The organism is Modestobacter sp. VKM Ac-2986 (genome assembly GCF_026967795.1).
In the GTDB taxonomy this organism is placed as follows: domain Bacteria; phylum Actinomycetota; class Actinomycetes; order Mycobacteriales; family Geodermatophilaceae; genus Modestobacter.
Map to the genome: position 1 here is coordinate 570,800 of NZ_JAPVBH010000002.1, position 24,805 is coordinate 595,604.

21 protein-coding genes and 2 tRNA genes are annotated in these 24,805 nt (G+C 72.8%); 9 read left to right on the plus strand and 14 right to left on the minus strand.

Annotated features, from left to right (window positions below; all coding sequences use genetic code 11):
* Positions 1 to 117: 117 nt before the first annotated feature.
* Together tig and O2W14_RS06985 are read right to left on the minus strand one after the other, a co-directional pair.
* Positions 118 to 1,689 carry a trigger factor gene (tig, locus tag O2W14_RS06980; RefSeq protein WP_269175347.1) on the minus strand — a complete coding sequence of 524 codons (1,572 nt, stop codon included), beginning with the start codon at positions 1,687 to 1,689 and terminating at the stop codon, positions 118 to 120.
* Positions 1,690 to 1,786: 97 nt separating this feature from the next.
* A tRNA-Pro gene (locus tag O2W14_RS06985) sits at positions 1,787 to 1,860 on the minus strand.
* A gap of 68 nt (positions 1,861 to 1,928) precedes the next feature.
* On the opposite strand from O2W14_RS06985, the gene O2W14_RS06990 reads away from it, so the two are divergent.
* The 3 genes from O2W14_RS06990 to O2W14_RS07000 all read left to right on the plus strand — a co-directional run bounded on the left by O2W14_RS06990 (position 1,929) and on the right by O2W14_RS07000 (position 5,534).
* Positions 1,929 to 2,002: transfer RNA gene (locus O2W14_RS06990), tRNA-Gly, on the plus strand.
* A 618-nt stretch (positions 2,003 to 2,620) separates the two neighbouring features.
* Positions 2,621 to 3,838, plus strand: coding sequence for a DNA methyltransferase (locus tag O2W14_RS06995; RefSeq protein WP_269175348.1), 1,218 nt, complete (start codon positions 2,621 to 2,623; stop codon positions 3,836 to 3,838).
* Positions 3,831 to 5,534: a hypothetical protein gene (locus tag O2W14_RS07000; RefSeq protein WP_269175349.1), complete on the plus strand. Its 1,704-nt coding sequence runs from the start codon at positions 3,831 to 3,833 to the stop codon at positions 5,532 to 5,534. The genes O2W14_RS06995 and O2W14_RS07000 overlap by 8 nt, the downstream gene beginning before the upstream one ends.
* Here O2W14_RS07000 and O2W14_RS07005 read toward each other — a convergent pair.
* The 5 genes from O2W14_RS07005 to O2W14_RS07025 form a co-directional block, all read right to left on the minus strand.
* The gene (locus O2W14_RS07005; RefSeq protein WP_269175350.1) at positions 5,531 to 6,136 is read right to left on the minus strand and encodes a hypothetical protein; all 606 of its coding nucleotides are present in this window, start codon (positions 6,134 to 6,136) and stop codon (positions 5,531 to 5,533) included. The two genes, O2W14_RS07000 and O2W14_RS07005, sit on opposite strands and share 4 nt — an antisense overlap.
* 5 nt (positions 6,137 to 6,141) lie before the next feature.
* The gene (locus O2W14_RS07010) at positions 6,142 to 7,623 is read right to left on the minus strand and encodes a hypothetical protein (RefSeq protein ID WP_269175351.1); all 1,482 of its coding nucleotides are present in this window, start codon (positions 7,621 to 7,623) and stop codon (positions 6,142 to 6,144) included.
* Positions 7,624 to 8,300: 677 nt separating this feature from the next.
* A complete protein-coding gene (locus O2W14_RS07015) occupies positions 8,301 to 8,858 on the minus strand; it encodes a dihydrofolate reductase family protein (protein WP_269175352.1) in 558 nt (185 codons plus the stop codon).
* Positions 8,858 to 9,874, minus strand: a complete 1,017-nt coding sequence (locus O2W14_RS07020) for a sigma-70 family RNA polymerase sigma factor (protein ID WP_269175353.1) — start codon at positions 9,872 to 9,874, stop codon at positions 8,858 to 8,860. The genes O2W14_RS07015 and O2W14_RS07020 overlap by 1 nt, the downstream gene beginning before the upstream one ends.
* Before the next feature lie 97 nt (positions 9,875 to 9,971).
* Positions 9,972 to 11,660, minus strand: a complete 1,689-nt coding sequence (locus tag O2W14_RS07025) for a hypothetical protein (protein ID WP_269175354.1) — start codon at positions 11,658 to 11,660, stop codon at positions 9,972 to 9,974.
* Positions 11,661 to 11,914: 254 nt separating this feature from the next.
* Between O2W14_RS07025 and O2W14_RS07030 the strand changes: the two genes are divergently transcribed.
* The 3 genes from O2W14_RS07030 (at position 11,915) to O2W14_RS07040 (ending at position 15,170) form a co-directional block, all read left to right on the plus strand.
* Positions 11,915 to 13,195, plus strand: a complete 1,281-nt coding sequence (locus O2W14_RS07030) for a sensor histidine kinase (protein WP_269175355.1) — start codon at positions 11,915 to 11,917, stop codon at positions 13,193 to 13,195.
* 8 nt (positions 13,196 to 13,203) lie between these two features.
* Positions 13,204 to 13,848: a LuxR C-terminal-related transcriptional regulator gene (locus tag O2W14_RS07035; RefSeq protein WP_269175356.1), complete on the plus strand. Its 645-nt coding sequence runs from the start codon at positions 13,204 to 13,206 to the stop codon at positions 13,846 to 13,848.
* Between the two features lie 86 nt (positions 13,849 to 13,934).
* On the plus strand, positions 13,935 to 15,170 hold the full coding sequence (locus O2W14_RS07040; RefSeq protein WP_269175357.1) for a GNAT family N-acetyltransferase: 1,236 nt from the start codon (positions 13,935 to 13,937) through the stop codon (positions 15,168 to 15,170).
* A 62-nt stretch (positions 15,171 to 15,232) separates the two neighbouring features.
* Here the strand turns inward: O2W14_RS07040 and O2W14_RS07045 are convergent, their stop codons facing one another.
* Both O2W14_RS07045 and O2W14_RS07050 read right to left on the minus strand, forming a co-directional pair.
* On the minus strand, positions 15,233 to 15,823 hold the full coding sequence (locus O2W14_RS07045) for a hypothetical protein (RefSeq protein WP_269175358.1): 591 nt from the start codon (positions 15,821 to 15,823) through the stop codon (positions 15,233 to 15,235).
* Positions 15,824 to 15,830: 7 nt separating this feature from the next.
* Complete coding sequence (locus O2W14_RS07050) at positions 15,831 to 16,316, minus strand: ribose-5-phosphate isomerase (RefSeq protein WP_269175359.1); 486 nt, start codon at positions 16,314 to 16,316, stop codon at positions 15,831 to 15,833.
* Between the two features lie 37 nt (positions 16,317 to 16,353).
* Between O2W14_RS07050 and O2W14_RS07055 the strand changes: the two genes are divergently transcribed.
* Positions 16,354 to 17,031, plus strand: coding sequence for a DUF429 domain-containing protein (locus tag O2W14_RS07055; RefSeq protein ID WP_269175360.1), 678 nt, complete (start codon positions 16,354 to 16,356; stop codon positions 17,029 to 17,031).
* Positions 17,028 to 17,789 carry an MBL fold metallo-hydrolase gene (locus O2W14_RS07060; protein ID WP_269175361.1) on the plus strand — a complete coding sequence of 254 codons (762 nt, stop codon included), beginning with the start codon at positions 17,028 to 17,030 and terminating at the stop codon, positions 17,787 to 17,789. Before O2W14_RS07055 ends, O2W14_RS07060 begins: the two co-directional genes overlap by 4 nt.
* Positions 17,790 to 17,798: 9 nt before the next feature.
* On the opposite strand, the gene O2W14_RS07065 is transcribed toward O2W14_RS07060, so the two are convergent.
* A complete protein-coding gene (locus O2W14_RS07065; protein ID WP_269175362.1) occupies positions 17,799 to 18,569 on the minus strand; it encodes an SDR family oxidoreductase in 771 nt (256 codons plus the stop codon).
* A 71-nt stretch (positions 18,570 to 18,640) separates the two neighbouring features.
* Complete coding sequence (locus tag O2W14_RS07070) at positions 18,641 to 19,306, minus strand: mycothiol-dependent nitroreductase Rv2466c family protein (protein ID WP_269175363.1); 666 nt, start codon at positions 19,304 to 19,306, stop codon at positions 18,641 to 18,643.
* Positions 19,307 to 19,454: 148 nt separating this feature from the next.
* Between O2W14_RS07070 and pepN the strand changes: the two genes are divergently transcribed.
* Positions 19,455 to 22,001, plus strand: coding sequence for an aminopeptidase N (gene pepN / locus O2W14_RS07075; RefSeq protein ID WP_269175364.1), 2,547 nt, complete (start codon positions 19,455 to 19,457; stop codon positions 21,999 to 22,001).
* Between the two features lie 311 nt (positions 22,002 to 22,312).
* On the opposite strand, the gene O2W14_RS07080 is transcribed toward pepN, so the two are convergent.
* Genes O2W14_RS07080 through O2W14_RS07090 form a run of 3 tightly spaced genes read right to left on the minus strand, consistent with a single transcriptional unit; the run spans position 22,313 to position 24,749 of the window.
* On the minus strand, positions 22,313 to 22,834 hold the full coding sequence (locus O2W14_RS07080; RefSeq protein WP_269175365.1) for a DUF5130 family protein: 522 nt from the start codon (positions 22,832 to 22,834) through the stop codon (positions 22,313 to 22,315).
* A 4-nt stretch (positions 22,835 to 22,838) separates the two neighbouring features.
* On the minus strand, positions 22,839 to 23,288 hold the full coding sequence (gene ctaJ, locus O2W14_RS07085) for an aa3-type cytochrome oxidase subunit CtaJ (protein WP_269175366.1): 450 nt from the start codon (positions 23,286 to 23,288) through the stop codon (positions 22,839 to 22,841).
* A 42-nt stretch (positions 23,289 to 23,330) separates the two neighbouring features.
* On the minus strand, positions 23,331 to 24,749 hold the full coding sequence (locus tag O2W14_RS07090) for an amidase (RefSeq protein WP_269175367.1): 1,419 nt from the start codon (positions 24,747 to 24,749) through the stop codon (positions 23,331 to 23,333).
* Positions 24,750 to 24,805 lie beyond the last annotated feature (56 nt).

Below are 24,805 nucleotides of genomic sequence, written 5' to 3' on the forward strand. Positions count from 1 at the left end.
GTTCCTCCCGGTGCAGGGCGGTGTTCGCCGTGGGCGCAGCGGGGGCGCCGGTGGCCGGGAACGACAGCGCCGCCCGCACCCGGGACGGGGTGCGGGCGGCGCTGTCGTGGCGGGCGGTCAGGCCTTGTCGGTGCTGCCCTCGGCGTCGTCGACGGCGGCCTCGGAGTCGGTCACGGCCGGCTCGGCGGGCGCGTCGCCGGCGGCGTCCGGCTTCGGCGCGTCGGTGACGGCGTCCTCGGTCGCGACGTCCTCCACCTCGTCCTCGCCGTGGTCGTGACCGGAGTGGTCATGACCGGCGTGGTCGTGGTCGTGGTCGTGGTCGTGGTCGTGGTCGTGACCGGCGTGGTCGTGGTCGCCGGCGGTAACGGTCTGCGGGCGCAGCGCCTCCAGGTCGACCACGGCACCGGACTCGTCGGTGATCGTCGTCTGCTCCAGCAGCTGGGCCAGCGCCTTGGTCCGGCGCACGTCGGCGACGAAGTCGGCGATGTTGTTGCCCTGCTGCAGCTGCTGCGCGTACTGCTCCGGGCTGACCCGGTTGCGCTGCGCGGCGGCCATGACCTGGGCCGAGAGGTCCTCGTTGTCGACGGTGACCTCACGGGCGTCGGCGATCGAGTCCAGGATGAACTGGGTCTTGACGGCCTTCTCGACGTTCTCGCGCAGGTCGGCGTCGTAGGCCTCGCGGCTCTCGATCCCGGCCATGGAGAAGTAGGCGTCCCAGTCCATGCCGGCCTGCTGGAGCTCGCGCTCCATGGCCTGGCTGCGCCAGGACAGCTCCTGCTCGACCAGGTTCTCCGGCACCGGGACGTCGGTGACCTCGAGCAGGTGCTCGACCAGCTTGTCGCGGGCCTGGGCACCCTGCTGCAGCACCTTGGTGCGGGCCAGCCGGGTGCGGACGTCGGTCCGCAGCTCCTCGAGGGTGTCGAACTCGCTGGCGATGGAGGCGAACTCGTCGTCGAGCTCGGGCAGCTCCTTGGCCTTGACCGAGCGGACGGTGACGGTCACGTCGGCGACCTCACCGGCCTGGTCGCCGGCCAGCAGCGCGGTGGAGAAGGTGGCGCTGCCGTCGGCGGACAGGCCGCGGACGGCCTCGTCCAGGCCGTTCATCAGGTTGCCGGAGCCGACCTCGTAGGACATGCCGGTCGTGCTGCCGTCCTCGAGGACCTCGCCGTTGAGCGTGGCCTCCAGGTCGATGGAGACGTAGTCGCCGTCCTCGGCGGGGCGGTCGACACCGGTCAGGGTGGCGAAGCGCTCGCGCATGACGTCGACCTGCTGGTCGATCTCCTCGTCGCTGACCGCGACGTCGTCGACGGTCACCGCCAGGGCGTCCAGCGGGGGCAGCTCGACCGTGGGGGCGACGTCGACCTCGGCGGTGAACTCCAGGACCTCGCCGTCCTCGAGGCGCGTGACCGACACCTCGGGCTGGCTGATGACGCGGACCTGCTTCTCGCGGACGGCCTCGGAGTAGACCTCCGGGACGGCGTGCTGGACGACCTGCTCCAGGACGACGGGACGCCCGATGCGCTGGTCGAGCACGCGGGTCGGGACCTTGCCGGGGCGGAAGCCGGGGACGCGCACCTGGCGGCCGAGCTCCTTGTAGACCTCACCGAAAGCGTGGTCCAGGTCGCTCCACGGCACCTCGATCGCGAGCCGGACCCGGGTCGGGCCCAGGTTCTCGATGGTGCTCTTCACAGGGCAGCGCTCCTCTTGGGGGACAGACGGGACCCGACGCCGGCGGCGCCAGGTCGCCCACGAGTCTAGAGACGTCGCGGACGACGGTTGACGTGAGTCGGGGTGGCGGGATTCGAACCCACGGCCCCCCGCTCCCAAAGCGGGTGCGCTACCAAGCTGCGCTACACCCCGTGGCCCGCCGCTGAGTCTAGGCACTCGGGGCGACCGGTACTCTGTGCAGGCACCTCTCGGGGTGCACCGCGGGTGTAGCTCAATGGTAGAGCCCCAGCCTTCCAAGCTGGCCATGCCGGTTCGATCCCGGTCACCCGCTCCACGTGGTCACGCAGGTCACGGGATTGTCAGCGCCAGCTGGTGTCGCCGAGCCGATCCAACAGCCCGCTGCTTGCAGGCGGTCGCTCAGATGGCGTACTGGCTGTCGAGGTGCTCGACCCGGCTGCGGAACGTCACCTCAGGCAGTCAGCACTCGCGCAGGCCGTCGTGCACTCAAGGCTCAGCGGCAGCCGAACATGCGCATCGAGCGCCGTGACGGCCAACGGAGGCAGTGATGCGTCCGGCGTGGACCGAACCGGGCCCGCAACTAAGCGTTGAGGACGCCGACGTCGCTGCCCACCACCAGATCCGCGGAACCACGACCTAAACGCGAACCTCACGGCGTGACCGTGTTGGTCCTGAAGGGGCCGATGGACGCCGGTAAGGTCCACTGTCGGTGAGATCAGGCGGTCCAGAGTTGCTTGCAATCGCTCCACGGTCCGGTCCCGGAGTAGCCGACGACGTCCCACCCAGGCTGCCGCCCTGTCGGCGTCGGCCGGTCTCACGCGGTGGGCCGTCGGCGGCGAGAGCCGCCTGGAAACGTCAGCCCAACCCGATATGAACGGGTGCCGTGGAGCCAATGAGTGAGGTACGTGTGTCACAGATGGATGTTGGCCCAGTGGTGCATGAGCCGACCGGCGTTCATCAAACGCTGGTGCGATCCGGAGCCGACCTCACCCCGTACGAGGTGCAGTTCCTCGACTTGTCCGGGCTCACCGATCTCGTGGCTGAGCCGGAGACCTGGACCTTCCTCGCGTCTAACCAAGCACTCTCGTTCGCCACCCATGGGACATTCCGGTACTTCGGCAAGTTCCCACCTCCGGTCGCTCGGCGGCTGATCTCGGCTTACACGGTGCCGGGGGACACTGTCGTCGACCTCATGGCCGGCAGCGGAACGACCGGCGTCGAGGCGTTGCTGTCCGGGCGCACCGCCATCCTCAACGACGTCAATCCGTTTAGCGCCCTGGTGGCCCGGGTCAAGACCACGAGGATCGCCACCGTGGAGGCACGCGCCGCCCTGCAGCAGGTGCGGCTGGTGGTCGAGGAGGGACTGGCCCAGCCTGTCGCGCCGTCCGGGTTGCGGAACACCGACCATTGGTTCCTGCCGGAGACGCAGACCAGCCTGGGTGCCATCCGCGGGGCTATCGACATGGTGACCAGAGGAGAAGTCCGCGACCTGCTGCTCGTGGCGCTGGCGGCGGTCGTTCGCAAGGTGTCACGGGCGACGACCCAGCAGGGCCGGCTCTTCCTCGATGCGACCACTGCACAGCTCGATGCGCTGCCTGCCTTCCTGAAGGCCGCGGACAAGCTGATCGACCGTGCAGCCTCCCTGCCCGAAGGCCTGGTCACTGTCACCAGTGAGGACGTCCGTGAGCTGGCGGTTCGCAGCCGTGCTCCGCTCGTGGTGCTCCATCCGCCGTATTTCAACGCATACAAGTACAGCTCGGTCAACAGCTTGGAGATGGCATGGCTGGGAATCGATCGAGCTGCTGTCCGCCGGCGTGAGATCCGCGAGTTTTTCAAGACCGCGAAACCCGACAAGCTCCAGGACTTCCTCTCCGACATGACGGCCGCCGCCACTCGCGCCGTCGACTGGCTTGCTCCGGGTGGACGCCTGGCTCTGATGCTGGGCGACGCGCGGCTCGGCGGTGAGCACGTTCGCGTGGTGCGGCCCCTGCTCGACGCACTCAGCGACCGACTGGTCGTAGAGCGATTGATCATGCGCGTGCCCAAGTTCACCGAGGCCAGCTGGGCGGCGAGCCAGCGGCGCACAACAGCCGAACTGGGGGCGTCGAAGATGTACGACTTCATCGTCGTCCTGAGGCCTGCTCATGGCTGAAGTCGTCGTTCCGGCCGAGACTCACGGGCCGCAATACGGCCTGCATAAGTACTGGGCGCGCAAGCCGGCGACCGTCCTGGATCACCACCTCGGCAGGCTGCTGACGGCTCCCGGAGTCGTCGTCGACCCGTTCTGCGGCAGCGGGGTGTTCCTCCGGCAGGCAGCAGAGGCCGGGCACAGTGCATACGGCTTCGACGTCAATCCCCTCGCGGTGATGCTCTCCAGCATGACGCTGGACCCGCCGCCCGCACGGGACTTCTGCGACGCGGTCGAAGTCCTGCTGGCGACGCTGGGCGACGATGCCGAGCGGAGCTTCAAGCTCGACGACGGTCGACCCGTCAGATATGTCGTGCATGCCCTGGTCACTTGCTGCCCGCAGTGTTCGCGGCGTACCGCAGCCAACCTGGCAGGCAAGGTGGGACGCCGATACGTTTGCATCTGCGGGACACGCTTGCAGTACAACCTCGCCGTCTCCGAGAGCACTCGTGTCGTCGACGTAGTCGGGCCTGACCCCTCAGCGGCCTCACCTCAAAGGGAGTTAAAGCGACAGCAGCAGCTGTCCGCCGTCCCGAGCGCTCCGGAGCTGCACGAGCGGTACTCCGTCCCCTTCGTGGACAACGCACGCACGCTCACCCGAGCCGACATGAGAACCGAGGACCTGTTCACCCCCCGCAACTTCTCCCTCCTCGTCCGTGCCGCGGACTTCGCCGAAGGCCTGCCGGACGCGGGCCTGCGGGAAGCCATGCAGATGCTGGTAACCAGCAGCGTTGCCCAGTGCTCGCGGCTCATCGCCGATCGGGGCCGGATGTCCGGCGGCGGCCCGGCGTGGACGGTTCCGGGGTACTGGGTGCCACCGGTGCACCTGGAGACCAATCCGATCAATCACCTGAGAGCGCGCGCCAAGCGGTTCTCGGCGGGCCTCGCCCGACTGCACGGAGTGCCGGCCCGTAAGGGCCGGGTGGAGCTTGAGGACGCACGCACCGGGATGCGCGGACTGCGGGAGACCGGCGTCCGGGCGGACTTGGTCTTCCTCGACCCACCGTACGGCGACAGCGTTGCCTATCTTGAGTTCTCCGCGCTGTGGAACGCCTTTCTACGCCGCGACGCGGACCTGGCCCAGGACCTCAGCGTTTCCCAGCGCAAGCAGCAGCCGGCCACGTGGGAGGCATACGAGGACGGGCTCCGGGTCGCCGTACAGGAGGCCGCGCAGTTGCTGACCGACGACGGGCGCCTCCTTGTCACCTTCAACAGCTTGGACCTGCGGGCCTGGTCGGCACTGATGACGGCGGTGCAGGGAGCCGGGCTCATCCTTGAAGAAGTTACCTATCAGAGGCCAGCGGTGGTGTCGGCCAAGGCGCAGTTCTCCACCGACGGCAGCTACCAGGGTGACTTCTACGGCACCTTTCGCGCGGGCTCAGCGGAGATGATCACCACGAGCGAGGGGGAGGACCAGCTAGCCGCTCAGTATGAGCAGCTCGTCGCAGGGCACGGGCCCGTCGTGCCGCGCGGCCTGGTACATCGGGTGACCGCACTGTCCGCGATGCGGATGAACCTGGACAGCGCGAGCTGGGGTGAACTCGATCAACTCATCGGCCGCTACTTCTCGGGTCGAGGAACGCGGCTGTCCGCGACCGCACTCCTCCTGCAGCGGTGCGCGCCTGTCGACGGCACTCCGCGGCCGGCTCCGGCGGCCTAGACGAGGACCACGGGGACGTCCAGGGACTCAGCGATCTGCTCGGCGGTCGCGGCGAATGTCTCCGGGGCGATCAACCGGCAGTCGATCCGAGTGGCGCCAGCGGTGCGAAGGCACTCGAAACCGAACACCTCCGGTCGAAGGTGACCAGCCCTGTCAACGCGTTCGACGTGACCCGCGTAGAGGTCGGTGGCGGCGCGCGCGGCGGTGGCGGACGTGGGCCGTTCCGCGCCCCAGAGCAACGCACAGTACGTCGCGTGGGCGCGCCGGGAGATCCAGGCGCCCTCCCGGGACGCGAGGGCTCCCGTCAGGTCCACGGCGACCTGAGCCGACTTGGCGGCCTGCGCGGTGAGGCCGGCCAGCTCGGTCTTCGCCTCGATGATCAGCGTCGTTGCCAGCCGATCGTTGACCAGCACCAGGTCCGGGCGGGTCTCCTCGCGGCCGAAACGGTGCACCTCTGTGGACCGGCCGCTCGAATCAGGCGCCATGACGCGCTTCCACGGGCCAGCGGTCGGGTTGGTGAAGGCGACGAACCACTCGTCGCCGGCGACGTCCACCTTGACCTCGAGTGCCCAGCGGGCCATCTCCTCGGTTACCTTGCGCACACGCCTCACAAGGTCACGCCGGTTGTGGGCAGGACGGCGACGCCTCCAGCGAAGATGATGAGGTCGGTCAGTTCCTTCATGATCGTGACTCCCTTGTTCGGTCTGGCCGCCCTGAGCGCGCGAATTTGGGCATGGGACTGGTGCGGGTAGTAGGCCACGACGCGGCGAGGACGCTGGTCGAACTTCCCGAAGGCGGTGGCCCATGCCGCGAGCTGGCCGGTGAACGGGTCCCCGAAGATGCGGCCGGGCTTGACGCTGCTGCTCAAGTAGACGAACACCGGATCCTCCTCGGCGAAGACGAGACCGTCGAGCTTCTCGGAGAGCCTCGGGAAGGTGGTCTGGAGACTTTGGGAAAAGTCGCCCCAGCTGTCGTACAAGTAGGCGATGTGCCGGCTGCGGGTCACGTGCTTGCGGCCTGTCGGGCTGTTCTGGAAGTCGTCCATCGACAGCGTCCAGCGCACAGCGGGATCGAGAGCCGGCATCCGTTGGTGGCTGGTCCGATGGGCCGTCAGCCACACCTCGAGGTCGGCAGGTGGTTGCGGCTTGGAACCGCGCCCCTTCATCACCGGGTACGCCAACCCCTCCGCGACGTCCTTCTCGATTTGCTGCGCCAGTACGTCGTCCGTGGTGACCTTTTCTGCCACTCCCTCGCGCAAGGGGTGATCGCCCGAACTCAACAAAGGCCACCGCAGGAAAGCCTTGTCCCAGATGGCCTCCTCCGCCTCCGGATGACCCAGGGCAGCGGCGGCGTACTGAGCTGGCAGGTCGGCGTCGGCCAGCGCCGGACTGCCCGGGAGGTACTCGATCTGACTGCGCCACTGCCGATCGATGAACTTCAGCATCTCGTCGTACTGCTCGGTCAGCAGCGCCTGCAGGCTCGCCTCGACAGACGACGCGCCGACCGAGTCGAGGATCAGCCGGTGCAGTGTCTGGAAGAGGCTGCGGAGACCAGTGCCGGCGGAGTAGTCCTCGGGCGACGTCAGGTCAGAGTAGTGCAGCACGACGGATGGAACCCGACGGTCCTGAGTCAGCTTCAGGGCCGTGATGGTGGGCCAGATCGAGTCATGCCGCACGCCGCCGTCCAGGTGCATGCCGAACTCGCTCAGCAGGTACCAGAAGGGGATGCCGAGGCGCATCGCTCCGTACTGTCGCTCGCACCGTTGCATGGCCTGGTTGCCGGTCGGGGTGGCCGCCGTCTCTTCGACCGCGAAGAGAATCCGGTCGGACGAGGCGTCGTACAACGCCAGATCTGGCTTACCCCATGGCACGAGCTCGCTGATCTTCTCCGGTCGAGACTCCCACGCGTCGTAGTCGCCGTAGACCACGATCTCGAACGACGCAGGACCGGAATAGGTGTGCACGGGGAGGAAGCCGTCCACGAAGGAGTAGGAGTGCGTCCCTCCGGCCTGTATGTGTGTCAGGGCGAGTTGCTCGCACGCCCACTGGCCCTCATGAAAGCTGTCGCTCCAGAGTTCGAACGTCCGCATTGTCACAACCTCCGACTTCCACCAGATCGCGGCCGAGGCGCACTCACTCCACCTCGACAGGCCGGTGAGATCAGCACGCGTCATGTCAGGTCGACCAGGCCATCGACGTCCCGCTCGACACCGCGTGACACTTTTGCTCCTCCATCGGCAGGCTGGTGCCACCTCTTGACCAGGTGCGCAAGGCGAGACACCCTCGCGTCGACAGCCGTGACCTGTTGATGGGCGTGTCTCAGGCGGCCTGTTGATCACCCTTTGATCCGTCGGGTCGTTCGACGACGCCGTGGTCTTCAACGCACGAGCCGATGCATAGGCCTGGCCGGCCAGCCAGCCAGCAGACTGGCTTGCTCCGCGGAGCTGGTGGGTTCTACACGCCGTTCACCGCACCATCGGTCGGAACGCCCAGGATCACCGGTCACTCGCGCTGAATGCCGCAGCGCAGCCAGCTCCTGGTGAGCTACCTCCTGGGATGGAGTGGGTGCTTGGCGGCCCCCATACCCAACCCGAAGGTCCCTATTCAGATCAAGATCAGCTGCTCACCGCAGCACTGCACCAACCTGTCCGGGCAGTACACCTAGGCGGCGTTGAAGGCGCCCTCGGTGAGCTCCCGCCGCCACCACGCCGCTCCCGACGGCCGTGTCGGGGCAGTGCTGCCAGCTCGCCCGGATTGACGGCCTGCTTCACGGCTCCACGCGGTGGTGCAGGTGGACGACGCCACCGGCGAACCTGCGCTCGGAGACCAGCTCCAAGTCCAGTCGCAGCCCGTCGGGCAGGGCGCGGGTGCCGCCGCCGACGACGACCGGGTGCACGAACTGGTGCAGGTCGTCGACGAGGCCGGCCCGCAGCGCGTGCGCGGCCAGCCCCGGCCCGCCGATCGCCAGGTCACGGTCCGTCCCGGCCTTCAGCCGGGCGACCGCCGCCGGGTCGAAGGTGCGCTCGAGCCGGGTCCGCGGGGTGCCCACCTCCGCCAGCGTCGTGGAATAGACGACCTTGTCCGCGGCCCGCCAGATCTCGGCGTAGTCGTTCTCGACCGGGTCGTGGTCGGGGCCGGCGACGTCCTGCCAGACCGCGAGGGTCTCGTACATCCGCCGGCCGTACAGGTGGGTGCCCACCGGCCGCTCGAGGTCGTTGACGAACGCGTGCAGCTCCTCGTCCGGCGCCGCCCAGTCGAACCGGCCGTCGGCGTCGGCGGTGTACCCGTCCAGCGAGCACAGCACGGCGTACTGCAGCCGGCCCATCAGCGGGCCGCCGGCTCCGGGTGCAGCGGCAGACCGAACGCCTCGAACAGCCGCGGGCCGAGGAACGCCGTCATCCGGGTGACCTTGCCGTCGGTGAACTCCAGCGCGTGCACCGCCCACGGCTCGAACGACCCGCCCGGGCCGCTGGGGCGCCACTGCGCGAAGGCGGGGTTGCCGCCCAGCTGCAGCGGGACGACGTGCGACCCGCGGCACTCCGCACCCGGGCCGAGGAACCAGGTGGCGATGTCGGCGGAGCTGCGCAGCCACATGGCGAACGGCGGCATGTCCATCACCGCGTCCTCGTGCAGCAGCGCCACCAGCGCGTCGATGTCGTAGCGGGCGAAGGCGTCGAGGTAGCGGGCCAGCAGCTCGGCCTGGTCGTCGCCCACCTCGCGCGGCGCGGGAGCCGGACCGGCCTGCTGTGCGGCCATGGTGGCCCGGGCCCGCTGCAGGGCGCTGTTCGCCGCCGCGACCGTGGTCTCCAGCAGGACGGCGACCTCGTCGGCCCGCCAGCGCAGCACGTCGCGCAGGATGAGCACGGCCCGCTGGCGCGGCGGCAGGTGCTGCAGGGCGGCGAGGAAGGCCAGCCGCACCGAGTCCCGCTGGACGGCGATCTCGGCCGGGTCACCGCCGCCGGAGGGCAGCACCTGGCGGTCCAGCGCCGGCTCCAGCCACGCGCCGTCGGCCAGCACCCCGGCCAGCGAGGCCGGGACCGGCGCGGACGGCTCGGCGGACAGGTCGACCGGGAGTGCCCGGCGCTTGCGCCCGTCCAGGGAGTCCAGGCAGACGTTGGTGGCGATCCGGTAGAGCCAGGAGCGCAGCGCCCCGCTGCCCTCGAGCTTGTCGAGGGACCGCCAGGCTCGCAGCATCGTCTCCTGCACCGCGTCCTCGGCGTCGAAGACCGACCCGAGCATCCGGTAGCAGTAGCCGGTCAGCTCCCGCCGGTGCTCGGCCAGCCGCGGTTCCAGGTCCGCGGCCTCTCCCGTGCCGGGACGTTCGCTGATCACACCGGTCATGGCTGGCTCCCGCGGTCGTCGACGTGGTGGCCGATGGTGCCCGAGGGCACCGACGGAACCAAGGGCCCACGACGCGCGGGACCGACGGGGGCGTCCGCTACTGGTAGGTGACCAGCTCCGGGGTCGGCAGCACCTGCTCGATCGTCTGCTCGGGGGTGAGCATCGGCAGGTCCTCGTCGATGAAGTTCTTCCAGCCCCAGGTGAGCTCCTCCTGGGCCCCGTCGTGCAGCACCCGCCAGGTGTCCTGCTTGGCCGACTGCCCGCCCTGCCCGTCGACGTGGACCATGTAGGCCAGCTCGTCGCGGGAGACGTCCAGCCGCTCGCGGTCGACGACCATCCGCACCTGGAACTGGTGCAGCACCAGGAGCTTCTGCGGCAGCGCCTTCTCCCGGGTCAGGTCGGCCAGCCAGGTGACGACGGAGTTGACCTCGTCGATGCCGACCTGGCCGATCTTCTGCAGCGGCAGGCCGTTCGGCTCCAGCCGCCACTCCGGGTCCAGCGCCAGGCCGACGTGGGGCAGCTCCAGCAGCGGCTGGTACATCTTCGCCTGGGACAGGAAGTCGCTGCGGCCCGGCTGCAGGTCCAGCACCACGTACATCCCCGCCGCGCCGGCGCCCTCGACCCACGGGCGCAGCGTCTCGACGTCCTGCTCGGCGGAGTAGTCGCCGTCCGCGCCGGCGCTGCTGGAGGCGACCGTGGCGATGATCTCGAAGGTCGGGACGACGGTGGTGTCGACCAGCGGGCGGTACTCGTCGGCCAGCTGCTGCGCGCGCTGGATCGAGGCGGGCAGGTCCTGCTCGCCCAGCAGCCCCAGCGCACCGCTGCCCGGGATGCCGTAGAGGGCGACCATCATGTGCTCGGGGAACAGCAGCTGACCGCCGCCGGGCAGCTGGGGGCCGGTGGCCGCCGTGTCCAGCTTCCAGTCGATGCCCGGAGCGGCGGCGAGGTCGGCGCCCAGCACGACCACCGACGGGTCGGTCGCCAGGCGGTCGACGACCTCGGCGGAAGCCCGCGGGTCGGGCTCGCCGGTCAGCAGCACCTCGGCGCCGGCGGCGCGGGCGGTGGCGATGCCGGCGAGGGAGTCCGGGGCTCCGCTGGCCAGGACGACGACGTCGGTGAGCGCCTCACCCCGGGTGACCGCGGGCAGCGTGCCCGGCTCCGCTGCTGCCGACGGGCTGGACGACGGGCTGGCGGACGACGGGCTGGCGGGCTCGGCCTCGGCGCTCAACGCGGGCAGGCTGTCCGCGGCGAGACCGGCCACCGCCGCGGCGCGGTCGGCCGGGGCGAGGGTCTGCTCCGGGCCGAACTGCAGCCCGGTCGCCTGCGCCACCGCGGCGGCCTCGGCCGGGACCGCGACCACGGCGGCGTCCTCACCCGGCGGGAGCAGGCCGGCGGCGTCGGCGCCGACCGCCAGCACCGACTGCACACCGAGGCGGTCGAGCTCGGGCCCCACGACGTCGGGGTCCCCGAGCAGCAGCGGCACCCCCAGCCCGACGGCGGCAGCCGCGCCGAGCAGCTGCCCCGAGGCGTCGTCCGGTGCGGCGACGACGGCCACCGGGGAGCTGGCGAAGACGGCCCGGCTGGCCGACACCGCGGCGGCGGCCGGCTCGGCGTCGGGGACCAGCGTGCGGTCGGCGTCCGGTGCCGCGGTGACCACCGCGGCGGGCTGGGCGGCGGACCCGGACCCCCCGGCGGCGTCGTCGGCGGGGTCGTCACCGCTGGTGCACCCGGCGAGCACGACGAGGGCCAGGGCGGCGGGCAGGACGGCGGTGGTGGTGGAGCGCATCATCAACTTCCTCGGTCCGGTGCCCCTCCCCCGCAGACCGGGGACCCGAGGGCGCGACCGCGCCGAGGGACACACCACCCTAGGGGCACGGCACCCGATGGGGCCCCCTCGCGCCCGCCGGTGCTGGACAGCGGGGCTGCCCGCCGGGAGCATCCGCGGACGGGATGACGGTGCAGGGGTCGGGACAGCCCGACGTGGCAGTGGCCAGCCAGCAGGCTGGGGGCCCAGGGGACGACCGGACCAGGCTGGGACCCGTGACCACCCCGACCACGCGCACCGGACAGCGGGCCCGCTGGCGCCAGACCGGTGTCGACGCGGCCCACGTCCTGCTGGGCTTCCCGCTCGCGCTGGTCGCGTTCGTCGTCGTGGTCGTCGGGCTGGCCCTGGGCGCAGGTCTGCTGATCGTCTGGATCGGCCTGCCGGTGCTGGTCGGCACGCTCTTCGTGGCCCGCGGCCTGGCGACCGTGGAGCGGCGCCGGCTGCCCGCCGTCCTCGGCCGCCCGCTGCCCCGACCGGTGTACCGCCCGGTCGACCCGACGCAGGGACTCCCCCAGCGGCTGGTCGCCCCGATGCGCGAGCCGCAGTACTGGCTCGACGCCCTGCACGGGGTGCTCCACCTGGTCGTGGCGCTGCCCGCCTTCGTCGTGGTGGTCACCTGGGGTGCCGGCGTGCTCGGCGGACTCAGTTACGGCGCGTGGGGCTGGGCGCTGCCCGAGGGGCCCGACTCCCGGGACCTGCCGGAGCTGCTGGGGCTCGGTGAGGGCCTGGGCGTCCGGATCGCCGCCAACGCCGTCCTGGGGCTCTTCTTCCTGGTCACGCTGCCCCCGGTGACCCGGGCGATGGCCCTGCTGGAGGCGCAGCTGGGCCGGGCGCTGCTCACCTCGCGGGCCGGCACCCAGGCCGAGCTCGGCCGACTGGCCGAGGGCCGGGACGCCGCGGTCGCCGCGGAGGCGGTCGCGCTGCGGCAGCTCGAGCGCGACATCCACGACGGCCCGCAGCAACGGCTGGTGCGGCTGAGCATGGACCTGCACCGGGCCCGCCGGATGATCGACACCGACCCCGAGGGTGCCCGCGCCACGCTGGCCGAGGCCGCCGAGCAGACCCGGGAGACGCTGGAGGAGCTGCGGGCGCTGTCCCGCGGGATCGCACCGCCCGTGCTCGCCGACCGCGGGCTGACCGCCGCGCTGGCCGCGATCGCGGCGCGCTCCCCCGTCGCCGTCGACCTGGCCGTCTCCCTGCCGCTGGGCCAGCGCCTGCCACCGGTCGTGGAGAACACCGCCTACTTCCTGGTCAGCGAGGCCCTGGCCAACGTCGCCAAGCACAGCACCGCCACCCTGGCCCGGGTCGCCGTCGACCTCGAGGACGGCCTGCTGCGGGTGGAGGTCGAGGACGACGGCGCCGGTGGGGCCGTCCTGGCCCCCGGGCACGGCCTGGCCGGGCTGACCGACCGGCTGCGCGCCGTGGACGGCGTGCTCACCGTGGACAGCCCCCGGGGCGGTCCCACCCGACTGATCGGAGAGGTCCCGTGCCGCTGAACCGGCCCATGCGCGTCGTGCTCGCCGAGGACTCCGTGCTGCTGCGCGAGGGGCTGGTCCGGCTGCTCGGCGAGGCCGGCACCGAGGTGCTGGCCGCCGTCGGCGACGGCCCGCACCTGGTGCGCGCGGTCGTCGAGCACCGCCCCGACGTCGCCGTCGTCGACGTCCGCATGCCGCCCACCCACACCGACGAGGGGTTGCGGGCCGCGGTGGAGGCCCGCCGGCTCGTGCCGACGACGGCGGTGCTGGTGCTGTCGCAGTACGTCGAGGTCGCCTACGCCGACGAGCTGCTCGCCGACGGCGCCGGCGGGGTGGGCTACCTGCTCAAGGACCGGGTCGCCCAGGTGGAGCAGTTCCTCTCCGCTCTGGACGACGTCGTCGCCGGCGGCACGGTCCTGGACCCGCAGGTGGTCTCCCAGCTGTTCGCCCGGCGCCGGCGCGACGACCCGGTGCGCTCACTGTCACCCCGCGAGCGGGAGGTGCTGGGGCTGATCGCCGAGGGCCACTCGAACACCGCGATCGCCCGGGAGCTGGTGGTCACCCCGGGTGCGGTGGAGAAGCACACCCAGCACATCTTCGCCAAGCTCGGGCTCGCCCAGGACGAGGACCAGCACCGCCGCGTGCTGGCGACCCTGGCCTACCTGCGCAGCTGACCGGCAGGGGCCCGCGCCCAGACCGGGGACGGCCGAGCGGCGGAACTGGTTGGCGGAGGGTCGTACCGGGCCGGTAGACACCACCCGTGACCGAACCCGCCGACCAGCTCCGCCCGATCACCGCCGAGGAGTGGCCGCGGTTCATCCGCGCCATGCACACCACCTTCGGCGTCGAGTCCACGGGCCCGTTCCTCGACGAGCCCTCCCCGCTCGCCGAGCTCGACCGGACCCTCGCCCTGTTCGACGGCGACCGGGTGGCGGCCACCTCCGGCGTCTACAGCCTGGAGATGAGCGTCCCCGGCGCCGTCGTCCCCACCGCCGGGGTCACCTGGGTCACCGTCGCCCCCGACCACCGCCGGCAGGGCGTGCTGACCGGGATCATGCGGCGGCAGCTCGCCCAGGCGCAGTCGGCCGGCCGGGAGCCGGTGGCGGCCCTGTGGGCCGCGGAGTCCTCGATCTACGGCCGCTTCGGTTACGCCCCGGCCACCTGGCGGGGCGGCTGGACCGGTCGCACCGAACGGCTCCGACTGCGCCCGGACGTCGACTGCGGCACCGGCACCGTCGCCCTGGTCGACGTCGAGCGGTTCCGCCCGGCCGCCGTCCGGCTGTACGAGCAGGTCCGGCGGTTCGTCCCCGGCAACCTCGCCCGCGACGAGCGGTGGTGGGACCGGGTGCTCTTCGACCGCCCGACCGAGGGGGGCACCGGCCGGCAGCACCTGCTGCACACCGAGGTCGACGGCACCGTCACCGGCTACGCGACCTACCGGGTGAAGGCCGACTGGACCGACACCGGCGAGCCCGAGGGCGTGCTCACCGTCGGTGAGGTGCGCGCCGGCACGCCGGCCGCGTACGCCGCCCTGTGGCGCTTCCTGCTCGGCGTGGACCTGGTGCGCACCGTCGAGGTCCCCGACGCCTCCGCCGACGACCCGCTGCGGCACCTGCTCGCCGACCCGCGGGCGCTGCACGCCCGGCCGGTCGACGCGCTGTGGGTCCGGCTGGTCGACGTCGGCCGGGCCCTGTCCGCCCGGCGCTACCCGGCCCGCATCGACCTGGTCATCGAGGTGCGCGACCGGTTCTGCGACTGGAACGACGGGCGCTGGCACGTCTGGGGCCACCCGTCCGGTGCCTTCTGCGACCGCACCGACCGTGACGCCGACCTGGTCCTCGACATCGAGGCGCTGTCCGCGGCGTTCCTCGGTGGCGTCTCGCTGGCCAGCCTGCAGGCCGCCGGCCGGGTCACCGAGATCAGCCCCGGCGCGGTCATCGCGGCCTCGACGGCGTTCAGCTGGCCGGTCACCCCGTGGTGCCCCGACCACTTCTGAGGAAGGACCCCCTCGCCCCCCACCACTCGCGGGCTCGTGGCGGGCCCCTGCGAGGGGGCCGATCAGGCAGGGCGGGTGCCGTCCCACTCGTCGAGGGGGGCGCAGTGCCAGCGCCAGGAGGTGACCGGGGCGCGGCCGGGGAGGTCGGTGCGGCCGGTGGCCCACAGCAGCGCCGTCCACGGGTCGGTGTCGGCCGGGGCCCAGGGGAACAGCCGGGCGCGGGTGGCGGCGGCCAGCGCGGGCGGCGGCGTCCAGTCCAGGCCCTGGTCGTCGGCGACGTCACCGGCGTGCAGCAGCAGCTCCGCGCAGCCCATGCCGGCGAAGCCCGAGGCGTCGGCCAGGCCCCAGTCGTGGAACCCGCGCTCGTCCGGCCCTGCGGCGTCCACGACCCGGGCGAGCACCTCGGTGGCGGCGCGCAGCTGGGTGAGCACCTCGGACAGCGAGGCGTCCGGCTGGCGCACCAGCTCGAACGCCGTCGCCTCGTCGACCCCGGCCACCAGGTCGGTGGCGTACCAGGTCAGGCACGAGGTGATGTGCGCGGCGACGCCGATGACGTCGGTGCCCAGGGTGGGCACCGACGCCGCGCCGTCGGGCACGCGGGTGAACAGCTCCTGCACGGCGGCCCCCGCCGCCCGCAGGTCGTCGCCGGTCACCGCGCCGTCAGGGAGCCGGGTGCCGCGACTCGCCGGAGACGCCGATCCGCTCGCGCTCGTAGTCGGTGAGCAGCCCGATCCGGCGGACGTGCCGGGCCTCGCCGCTGAACGGCTCGCGCAGGTAGGTCAGCACGAGCTCGGTGGCCTCCTCGACGCTGTGCTGCCGGTTGCCCACGGCGGCGACGTTGGCGTCGTTGTGCTGGCGGGCCAGCCGGGCGGTGCTGCCGTTCCAGATCAGGGCCGCACGCACGCCGGGCACCTTGTTGGCCGCGATCTGCTCGCCGTTGCCCGAGCCGCCGATGACGATGCCCAGGCTGCCGGGCTCGGTGACGACCCGCTCCCCGACCTCGAAGCAGAACGGCGGGTAGTCGTCCTGCGGGTCGTAGTCGAAGGCGCCGCAGTCGACGGGCTCGAAGCCCTCGTCGGCGAGCACCGTCATCAGGTGGGCTTTCAGTTCCAGACCGGCGTGGTCGGTGCCGAGGAAGACGCGCATGGCCCGATCCTCTCAGGAGAGGTGACAGTCTGGCCCGGTGGCGGTGCTCGGTGTCGACGGCTGGCAGCTCGGCTGGGTCGGCGCGCGCCTGGACGGCCGCACCGTCCAGCTGCTCGACCTCCCGACCGTCGCGGACGTGCTCGCCGTCCCCGGCGTCGAGGTGGTCGGGATCGACATGCCGATCGGGCTGTCGGAGGACGGCGTCCGGGCCTGCGACGTCGCGGCTCGTGACCTGCTGAGGACGTTCGGCGCGGCCAGCTCGGTCTTCCCCGCGCCGGTCCGCGCGGTGCTGGCCACCGAGGACTACGCCGAGGCCCGCGCGCTCTCCCGGGCGGCCACCACTCCCCCACGGGCGCCCTCGGCGCAGACGTTCCAGCTGGTGCGGTCCATCCGCGCACTCGACGACGCCCTCGGCGACCCACCTCCCGGCCGGGTCGTGGAGGTGCACCCCGAGCTGGCGTTCCGGGTCGGGCTCGGCGGCGTGCCCGACCGCAAGGGCACCGCCCGCGGCACCGTGCAGCGACTGGCCGCCCTGCGCGCGGTGATGGACGTGGAGGCCGCGCTCGCCGACGCGCCCACCGGCGTCCCGCTGGTCGACGCGCTCGACGCCTGCGCGGCCGCCTGGTCGGCCCGGCGGCTCGCCGACGGAACGGCCGAGTGCGTCGGCGACGGGACGAGCGACTCCCGCGGCCGGCCGATGCGGATCTGCTGGTGACCGCCGGCTGGCGCGAGGTCGGCGACCGCGTGTTCGTCCGCCGGCACCGCGAGCTCGACCTCAACTGCGGCCTGGTCGTGGGCGAGGACGCCTGCCTGGTCGTCGACACCCGCTCGCACCTGGGCGAGGGGCAGGCGCTGGCCGAGGCGGTGCGCACCGTGACCGGGCACCCGTGGACGGTGGTCAACACCCACGCCCACCACGACCACTGCTTCGGCAACGCCGCGTTCCGCCCGGCCGCCGTCTGGGGCACCCGCCGGTGCGCCGAGGGGCTGGACGCCACCGGCGAGCTGCAGCGGGCCGACGTCGTCAACGGTCTGCGTGCCGACGGCGACCCGGCGGCCGAGCTGGTCGCCACCGCGCCGATCGACACCCCCGACCACCTCGTCGACGACGCGGCCGTGCTCGACGTCGGTGGCCGGCAGGTGACCCTGCGCCACCTGGGCCGCGGGCACACCGACGGCGACCTGGTGGTCGCGGTGGACGACGTCGTGTTCGCCGGGGACCTGGTCGAGGAGGGTGCTCCCCCAGCGATGGAGGACGCCTTCCCGCTCGAGTGGCCGGGCACCCTGACCGCCCTGCTGGCCGGGGTGCGCGGGCCGGTGGTGCCCGGGCACGGCGCGGTCGTGGACGCGGCGTTCGTGGCCGCCCAGCGCGACGAGCTCGCCCGGCTGGCGCGCTGGCTCACCGACCCGGGCGCGCCGCCGGCGTTCGACGCGCACACCCGCGCGGTCGCGCGGACCCGTGTCCCGGGCTGAGCGGGACGCTCAGGCCAGCCGGCGGGCCACCGGCAGCGGCAGGACGCGCAGCAGCGCGGCCACCGGGCGCCACGGCCACTCCGGCACGTAGGCGCGCACCGGCTCGCGCTCGATCGCTGCGGTGAGCGCCGTGACACCGGTGTCCAGGTCCACGGTGAACGGGCCGCGGCGTCCGGTGTTGATGTCGGTCTCGATGAACCCCGGGTGGACGGTGGTCACCCGGATGCCGCGGGTCGCCCGGTCGCCGAGCAGGTCGGCGCGGATGCCCTCGGCGAGCACCGCGTCGGCGGCCTTGGAGGTGGCGTACGCCGTCCGGGTGCCGCGCATGCCGCGCACGCCGGCGACGGAGGAGACGACCACGAGGTGACCGGCGCCCTGGGCGCGGAACAGCGCGACGGCGGCCTCGCAACAGGCGTGCGTGCCGAGCACGTTCGTGACCAGCACCTGCCGGTTGGGCCGCGGGTCACCGCTGCCGATCGGGGTGCCCTTGCCGAGCCCGGCGTTGGCGATGAACCGGTCCAGCCCGCCGAGCTCGGCGGCCAGCCGCGGGACCACCTCGGCGACGGCGTCCGGGTCGTCGACGTCCAGCGGGGCGACCGCGACCCGGACGCCGGGGTGCCGGGTGACCAGCTCGTCGCGCAGTGCCTCCAGCCGGTCCAGCCGGCGGGCGACGAGGGCGAGGTCGCGGCCCCGGGCGGCGAACCGCCGGGCCATGCCCGCACCGAGCCCGGAGCTCGCACCGGTGATCAGGATCCGCTGCCGGAGCGGGGGTCGCGCCATCGACCCAGCATGCCGCCGATGGAGTCCCAGCGCTCGGGATCTGCAGCGCTGGGACTCCACGGCGTCCTCCCTCAGCGGGTGCCGGTGAGCTCCAGGGTGTCGGCGGGGACCGAGGACATGTCCGGGTCGGCGGTGCGGGTGCGCTTGAGCTCCCAGAAGTCCGGCAGCCCGGCCAGCAGCACGGCGCCGTCGAAGGCCCGGCCGGCGTCCTCGCCGGTGGGCACCTTGCTGATCACCGGGCCGAAGAACGCCACGCCGTCGACGTGGACGATCGGGGTGCCGACGTCCTCGCCCACCGGGTCCATGCCCTCGTGGTGGCTCTTCTCCAACGCCTCGTCGTACTCGGTCGAGCCGGCGGCCTCGGCGAGCTCGGCGGGCAGGCCGACCCGCTCCAGCGCCGGGGCGATGACCTCGTCGATCTCCAGCTTCTCGTGGTGCCGCAGCGTGCCCATGGCGGTGTAGAGGTCGGCGAGCACGCCCTCGCCGTGCTGCTGGACGGCGGCGGTGAGCACCCGGACCGGGCCGATCGCCTTGGCCATCATCTCCTGGTACTGCTCGGGGAGCTCGCGGCCGCGGTTGAGCACCGACAGGCTCATGACGTGCCAGTGCAGGTCGATGTCGCGGACCTTGGCGGCCTCGAGCACCCAGCGGCTGGTCAGCCACGCCCAGGGACACAGCGGGTCGACCCACACGTCGACGCGGGCGCGGGTGGGTGCGGTCTGCACGGTCTCGGTCACGGGGTGCCTCTCGATCGGTGGACAGGGGCCCGCGGCGCGCGCGGGCCGGTCATCGGTTGCGGCAAGTCGGGGCGCCGTCCGGTCATTCCCGCGGCCCGCCGCGACCACACCGGGGAGGGTGTCGGTGCCACGTGGCAGGCTCCGGTGCGTGGCAGTCCCCAATCTGACTCGTGACGACGCCGCGGCCCGCGCCGCGCTGCTGACCGTCTCCAGCTACGACCTCTTCCTCGACGTCACCGACGGCCACGGCCACCCCGGTGAGGACACGTTCCGGTCGGTCACCACCGTCCGGTTCGAGGCCCGCACGCCAGGTGCCGACACCTTCATCGACCTGGTCGCCGAGCGGATCCGGTCCGCGACGCTCAACGGCGTGGAGCTGGACCTGTCCGGCTACTCCGAGGACGACGGCCTCGCCCTGCCCGGCCTCGCCGCGACCAACGAGCTCGTGGTCGACGCCGACTGCCGCTACTCCCGCACCGGGGAGGGCCTGCACCGGTTCGTCGACCCGGAGGACGAGCAGGTCTACCTGTACACGCACTTCGAGCCGGCCGAGGCGGCCAAGATGTTCGCCTGCTTCGACCAGCCCGACCTCAAGTCGGTGTTCACCGTGCACGTCACCGCGCCGTTCGACTGGCAGGTCGTGAGCAACACCGGCGACCGCACCATCGAGGCCGGTGAGGCCGGCTCCCAGCTGGTGCACTTCACCCCGACCAAGCGGATCTCCACCTACCTGGTCGCCCTGGTGGCCGGTCCCTACGCCCGGGTCACCGACCTGCACGACGGCATCCCGCTGGGCATCTACTGCCGCGCGTCGCTGGCCCAGCACCTGGACCCCGACGAGATCTTCGCCGTCACCAAGGCCGGTTTCGACTTCTACCACCGGGTGTTCGACTACCCGTACCCGTTCGACAAGTACGACCAGCTCTTCGTGCCCGAGTTCAACGCAGGCGCCATGGAGAACGCCGGCTGCGTGACCTTCCTGGAGGACTACGTCTTCCGGTCGAAGACCAGCCGGGCCCGCTACGAGCGGCGCGCGGAGACGATCCTGCACGAGCTGGCCCACATGTGGTTCGGCGACCTCGTGACCATGCGCTGGTGGGACGACCTGTGGCTCAACGAGTCCTTCGCCACCTACATCTCCACGCTCTGCCAGGCCGAGGCCACCGAGTACACGACGGCATGGACGACGTTCGCCAACACGGAGAAGAGCTGGGCCTACGCCCAGGACCAGCTGCCCTCGACCCACCCGATCGCCGCCGACATGGTCGACGTCGCCGCGGTCGAGGTGAACTTCGACGGCATCACCTACGCCAAGGGCGCCTCGGTGCTCAAGCAGCTGGTCGCCTACGTCGGCCAGGACGCCTTCCTCGCCGCGGTGCGCAAGTACTTCCGCAAGCACGAGTACGGCAACACCACCCTCGCCGACCTGTTGGGTGAGCTGTCGGAGGCCTCCGGCCGCGACCTGTCCGACTGGTCGGCGCAGTGGCTGCAGACCAGCCAGGTCAACACCCTGCGCCCGGTCTACGCCCTGGACGAGGACGGCCGCTACGCCTCCTTCGCCATCGAGCAGACCGCGGTGACCGCGCACCCGGTGCTCCGCCGGCACCGGCTGGCCGTGGGCCTGTACAGCACCGGCCCCGACGGGCTCACCCGCTCGCACCGGGTCGAGCTGGACGTCGACGGCGCCCGCACCGAGGTCGCCGAGCTGGTCGGCCACCCGGCCGCGGACCTGGTGCTGGTCAACGACGACGACCTCACCTACGCCAAGCTCCGGCTCGACGAGCGGTCACTGGCCACCCTGCGCGGCGGGATCGGCTCGATCCCGGACTCGCTGCCCCGCGCGCTGTGCTGGTCGGCGGCCTGGGACATGACCCGCGACGGCGAGCTGGCGGCCCGCGAGTGGGTGCAGCTGGTGCTCGCCGGCGTCGACGCCGAGACCGAGATCAGCGTCGTCCAGTCGTTGCTGGCCCGGGTGCAGTCGGCGCTGGCCTCCTTCGCCGACCCGGCCTGGGCGCCCACCGGCTGGGCGCTGCTGGCCGACAAGGCGCTGGCCTCCCTGTCCACGGCCGAGCCCGGCAGCGACGCGCAGCTGCAGTGGTCGCGCACCCTGGCCGCCGCCGCGCGCAGCGACGAGCACGTCGCCGCGCTCCGCGGGCTGCTCGACGGCTCGCTGGTGATCGAGGGCCTGACCGTCGACGCCGACGCGCGCTGGTCCTTCCTGCAGGGGCTGGTCGCGGTGGGCGCCGCCGGGGACGCCGAGATCGACGCCGAGTCCGCCCGGGACGCCACCGCCACCGGCGCCCGCCGCACCGCCACCGCCCGCGCGCTGCGCCCCACGGCCGAGTCCAAGGCCGAGACCTGGGAGCGGGCGTTCACCGACGAGTCGATCCCCAACGCCGTGCACGAGGCGATGGTGGCCGGCTTCTGGCACCCGGCGCAGCAGGAGCTCACCACGCCCTACGTGCAGCGCTACTTCGCCGACATCACCGGCCTGTGGGACCGCCGCCCCGGTGAGATCGCGAAGAACGCCGTCGAGTACCTCTTCCCGAAGGTGATCGCCGAGCAGACCCTCGCGGCCGCCGACGAGTGGCTGACCGACGAGACGGCGCCGCCGCCGCTGCGCCGCCTGGTCAGCGAGGGCCGCGACGGCGTGGCCCGTGCACTGTGGGCCCGCAAGCGGGACGCCTCCGCCTGACGACGGCCCCTGCGGGGACGACGGGCCCGGGACGCAGCAGCCGCGTCCCGGGCCCGTCGCCGTTCCGGCGCCTGCCGGTGGCGCTCCGGGGCCAGGTCAGCTGGTCGTGGGGGCTCCTGGCTCACCGCAGACGCTGAGCCAGGAGCACGCGGGGTGAGCCCGGACGGCGGTGACCGGCGTGCCACCGCCGGCGGGCGGCCCGGCACCAGTCCGGGAGACGACGCAGGCCCCGCCCCCGGGATCCGGGAGCGGGGCCTGCTGGGCCCCTTCCAGGGGCCCGCCACGAGCGTGCGAGTCGTGGGGGTCCTTCGTCAGTGACCGCCGCGGCGGGCGGGGTGGCCGGCGCCGTCCGACAACTGCCGGAGGCCGTGCACGATCGCGCCGACCAGGTCGCCGGAGCCGAGCCGGTTGGTCATCGACAGCACGGCGAGGGCGCACGCGCGGTCGGGCAGCCGGCGGGCCGCGGCGGTGCCGGTGACGATCTCCATGACCCGCTGCCCGGGCGAGATGGCCACCAGGACGCCGATGCTGACGTCGCCCCCGGAGCGCTGGTGCAGGTCCTCGGCGGTGGCGCGGGTGTCGCGGCCCAGGTCGCCGATGTAGAGGGTGAACCGGAGCCCGGTCTCCTTCGTGGACATGGTCAGCGCCTCGTCGATGCGGGCCAGGTCGCGGTAGCTGAAGATCCCGCTGTTGGCGTCGTCGACGACGGAGTTGGCGGTGTCCTTGGTCGAGGTGTGCCCGGCGTCGGGCTGCTGCTGCGTCTGGGTCTGGGACTGCGACATCGAGGCGGGGTCTCCGGAGGACGACGGGGTGGAGGAGATCGCGGTGCTCATCGGGTCACCAGGTCCCGCGCGCGCCGCCGGCGGCGCTGCGCCGCGGGACGTCGACCTCGTGGGTGTGCGGGTGCTCGCCGAGCGCCAGCGCGGCGGCGGTCGCGCCGACCCCGGCGGTCGCGGCGCTGGCGCCGGTGCGCCCGTCACCGGCGGTCAGGGCGCGGGGGCCGTTGCCGTTGCTGCCGCCGGTCAGGGCGCGGGCGCCGGTCTGGCCGCCGACGGCACCGTGCGCGCTGAGGCCGCCACCGTGGTCGTCGTGCCGGTCACCGTGCACGGGCAGGCCCGGGATGTCGGGGTGCGGCTCGTACCAGACGGCCTCGTGCTCCCACGGCTGACCGGGCTTGTACTTGGCCGGGCCCTTGCCGCGACCGGGGATCATGGTGACCCCGGCGAACAGCAGGACGACCACCAGCGGGACGACGACGTAGAGGAGCACGGTCTCGAGCACGGGCATGGCCGCAATCTACCGGGGTCGACGATCACCGGCCCGGCAGGATCACCACATCGCGGGATGGCGCGCCACCCACGGCCGGGCGGCCTCCAGCTGCGCGGACAGCGAGATCAGCGTGGCCTCGTCGGCCGGGCGGCCCACGAGCATCGTGCCGATCGGCAGGCCCTCCGGCGTCCACCACAGCGGCACGCTCACGGCCGGCTGGCCGGTGACGTTGTAGACGGCCGGGAAGGCCGCGTACTCCACCTGCCGGGCGAAGTCGGTGGCGCCGTCCTCGCCGAACCAGCCCACCGGCCGCGGCGTCATCGTGCAGACCGGCGCCAGCAGGACGTCGAACCCGCTGGTGGCCTGCACGAACCGGCGGGAGAACAGCCGCAGCGTCGCCATCGCCTCCATGACCTCGCGGGCACCCAGGGCCAGCCCGCGCTCGCGCAGGAACCTGGTCAGCGGTCGCAACTGCCCGACCTGGCCGGGGCCGACCGGCAGGGTGGTCGCCGACAGCGCCCACACCACCTCGAAGGCGGGGAACACCTGGGGCGTGAGCGGGGTCGGCGGGAGGTCCTCCACGTCGTGGCCCAGGTCGGTCAGCAGCGCCGAGGCGTCCTCGAAGGCCGCCCGCACCTGCGGGTCCAGCTCCACCCCGGACATGCCCGACTCCAGCTGGCGGCCGATCCGCAGCCGCCCGGGCGCGCGGTCGGCGTGGCCGAGGAACGTCTCCCCCGCCGGCAGCGGCGCGGCCCAGAACGGGTCGCCGGGGACCGGGCCGGCCATCGCGTCGAGCATCGCGGCGGCGTCCCGGACCGTGCGGGCCAGCGGCCCCTGCACCCCCAGCCCGGTGGTCTCGCTGCCCAGCGGCGCGTTGCTGACCCGGCCGCGGCTGGGCTTGATGCCGACCAGCCCGTTGATGCCGGCCGGGATGCGGATCGACCCGCCGCCGTCCGAGCCCTGCGCAAAGGGCAGCATCCCGGCGGCCACGGCCACGGCGGCCCCGCCGCTGGAGCCACCGGCCAGCAGCGAGGGGTCCCACGGGGACCGGGCGGGGCCGGCGAGGGCGTTGTCGGTGTAGCAGGGGAAGCCGAACTCCGGGGTGTTCGTCTTGCCCACGCTGATCGTCCCGGCCGCGGCCAGCTTCGTGACCACGGCGTCGTCGAAGGTCGCCACGTTGTCGGCCAGCACGGCCGACCCGAAGGTGGTGCGCACCCCGGCGGTGTTGTTCAGGTCCTTGATCGCGGTGGGCACGCCGTGCAGCGGCGGGAGGTCGACCCCGTCGAGCACCGCCCCGTCGGCCACCGCGGCCGCGGCCAGCGCCCGCTCGGGGGTGACGGTGAGGAAGGCGCCGAGCGAGGCGTCCAGCGCCTCGATCCGGGACAGGCAGTGCCGCACCAGCTCGGTCGCGCTCACCTCCCGCGCCCGGACGGCGGCGGCCTGCTCCAGCGCGGTGAGGTCGTGCAGCTGCGTGCTCACGGACCGGACGCTAGCCGCCGCCCCCGACGGCGGGAGACCGGCCGGGACGTCGGACA

What these genes read in the sequence shown, in the direction of transcription:
- O2W14_RS07000 (WP_269175349.1), top strand. Translation starts at nt 3,831, where the DNA reads ATGGCTGAAGTCGTCGTTCCGGCCGAGACTCACGGGCCGCAATACGGC.
- O2W14_RS07010 (WP_269175351.1), bottom strand. Translation starts at nt 7,623, where the DNA reads ATGCGGACGTTCGAACTCTGGAGCGACAGCTTTCATGAGGGCCAGTGG.
- O2W14_RS07015 (WP_269175352.1), bottom strand. Translation starts at nt 8,858, where the DNA reads ATGGGCCGGCTGCAGTACGCCGTGCTGTGCTCGCTGGACGGGTACACC.
- O2W14_RS07020 (WP_269175353.1), bottom strand. Translation starts at nt 9,874, where the DNA reads ATGACCGGTGTGATCAGCGAACGTCCCGGCACGGGAGAGGCCGCGGAC.
- O2W14_RS07025 (WP_269175354.1), bottom strand. Translation starts at nt 11,660, where the DNA reads ATGCGCTCCACCACCACCGCCGTCCTGCCCGCCGCCCTGGCCCTCGTC.
- O2W14_RS07035 (WP_269175356.1), top strand. Translation starts at nt 13,204, where the DNA reads ATGCGCGTCGTGCTCGCCGAGGACTCCGTGCTGCTGCGCGAGGGGCTG.
- O2W14_RS07050 (WP_269175359.1), bottom strand. Translation starts at nt 16,316, where the DNA reads ATGCGCGTCTTCCTCGGCACCGACCACGCCGGTCTGGAACTGAAAGCC.
- O2W14_RS07065 (WP_269175362.1), bottom strand. Translation starts at nt 18,569, where the DNA reads ATGGCGCGACCCCCGCTCCGGCAGCGGATCCTGATCACCGGTGCGAGC.
- O2W14_RS07080 (WP_269175365.1), bottom strand. Translation starts at nt 22,834, where the DNA reads ATGAGCACCGCGATCTCCTCCACCCCGTCGTCCTCCGGAGACCCCGCC.
- ctaJ (WP_269175366.1), bottom strand. Translation starts at nt 23,288, where the DNA reads ATGCCCGTGCTCGAGACCGTGCTCCTCTACGTCGTCGTCCCGCTGGTG.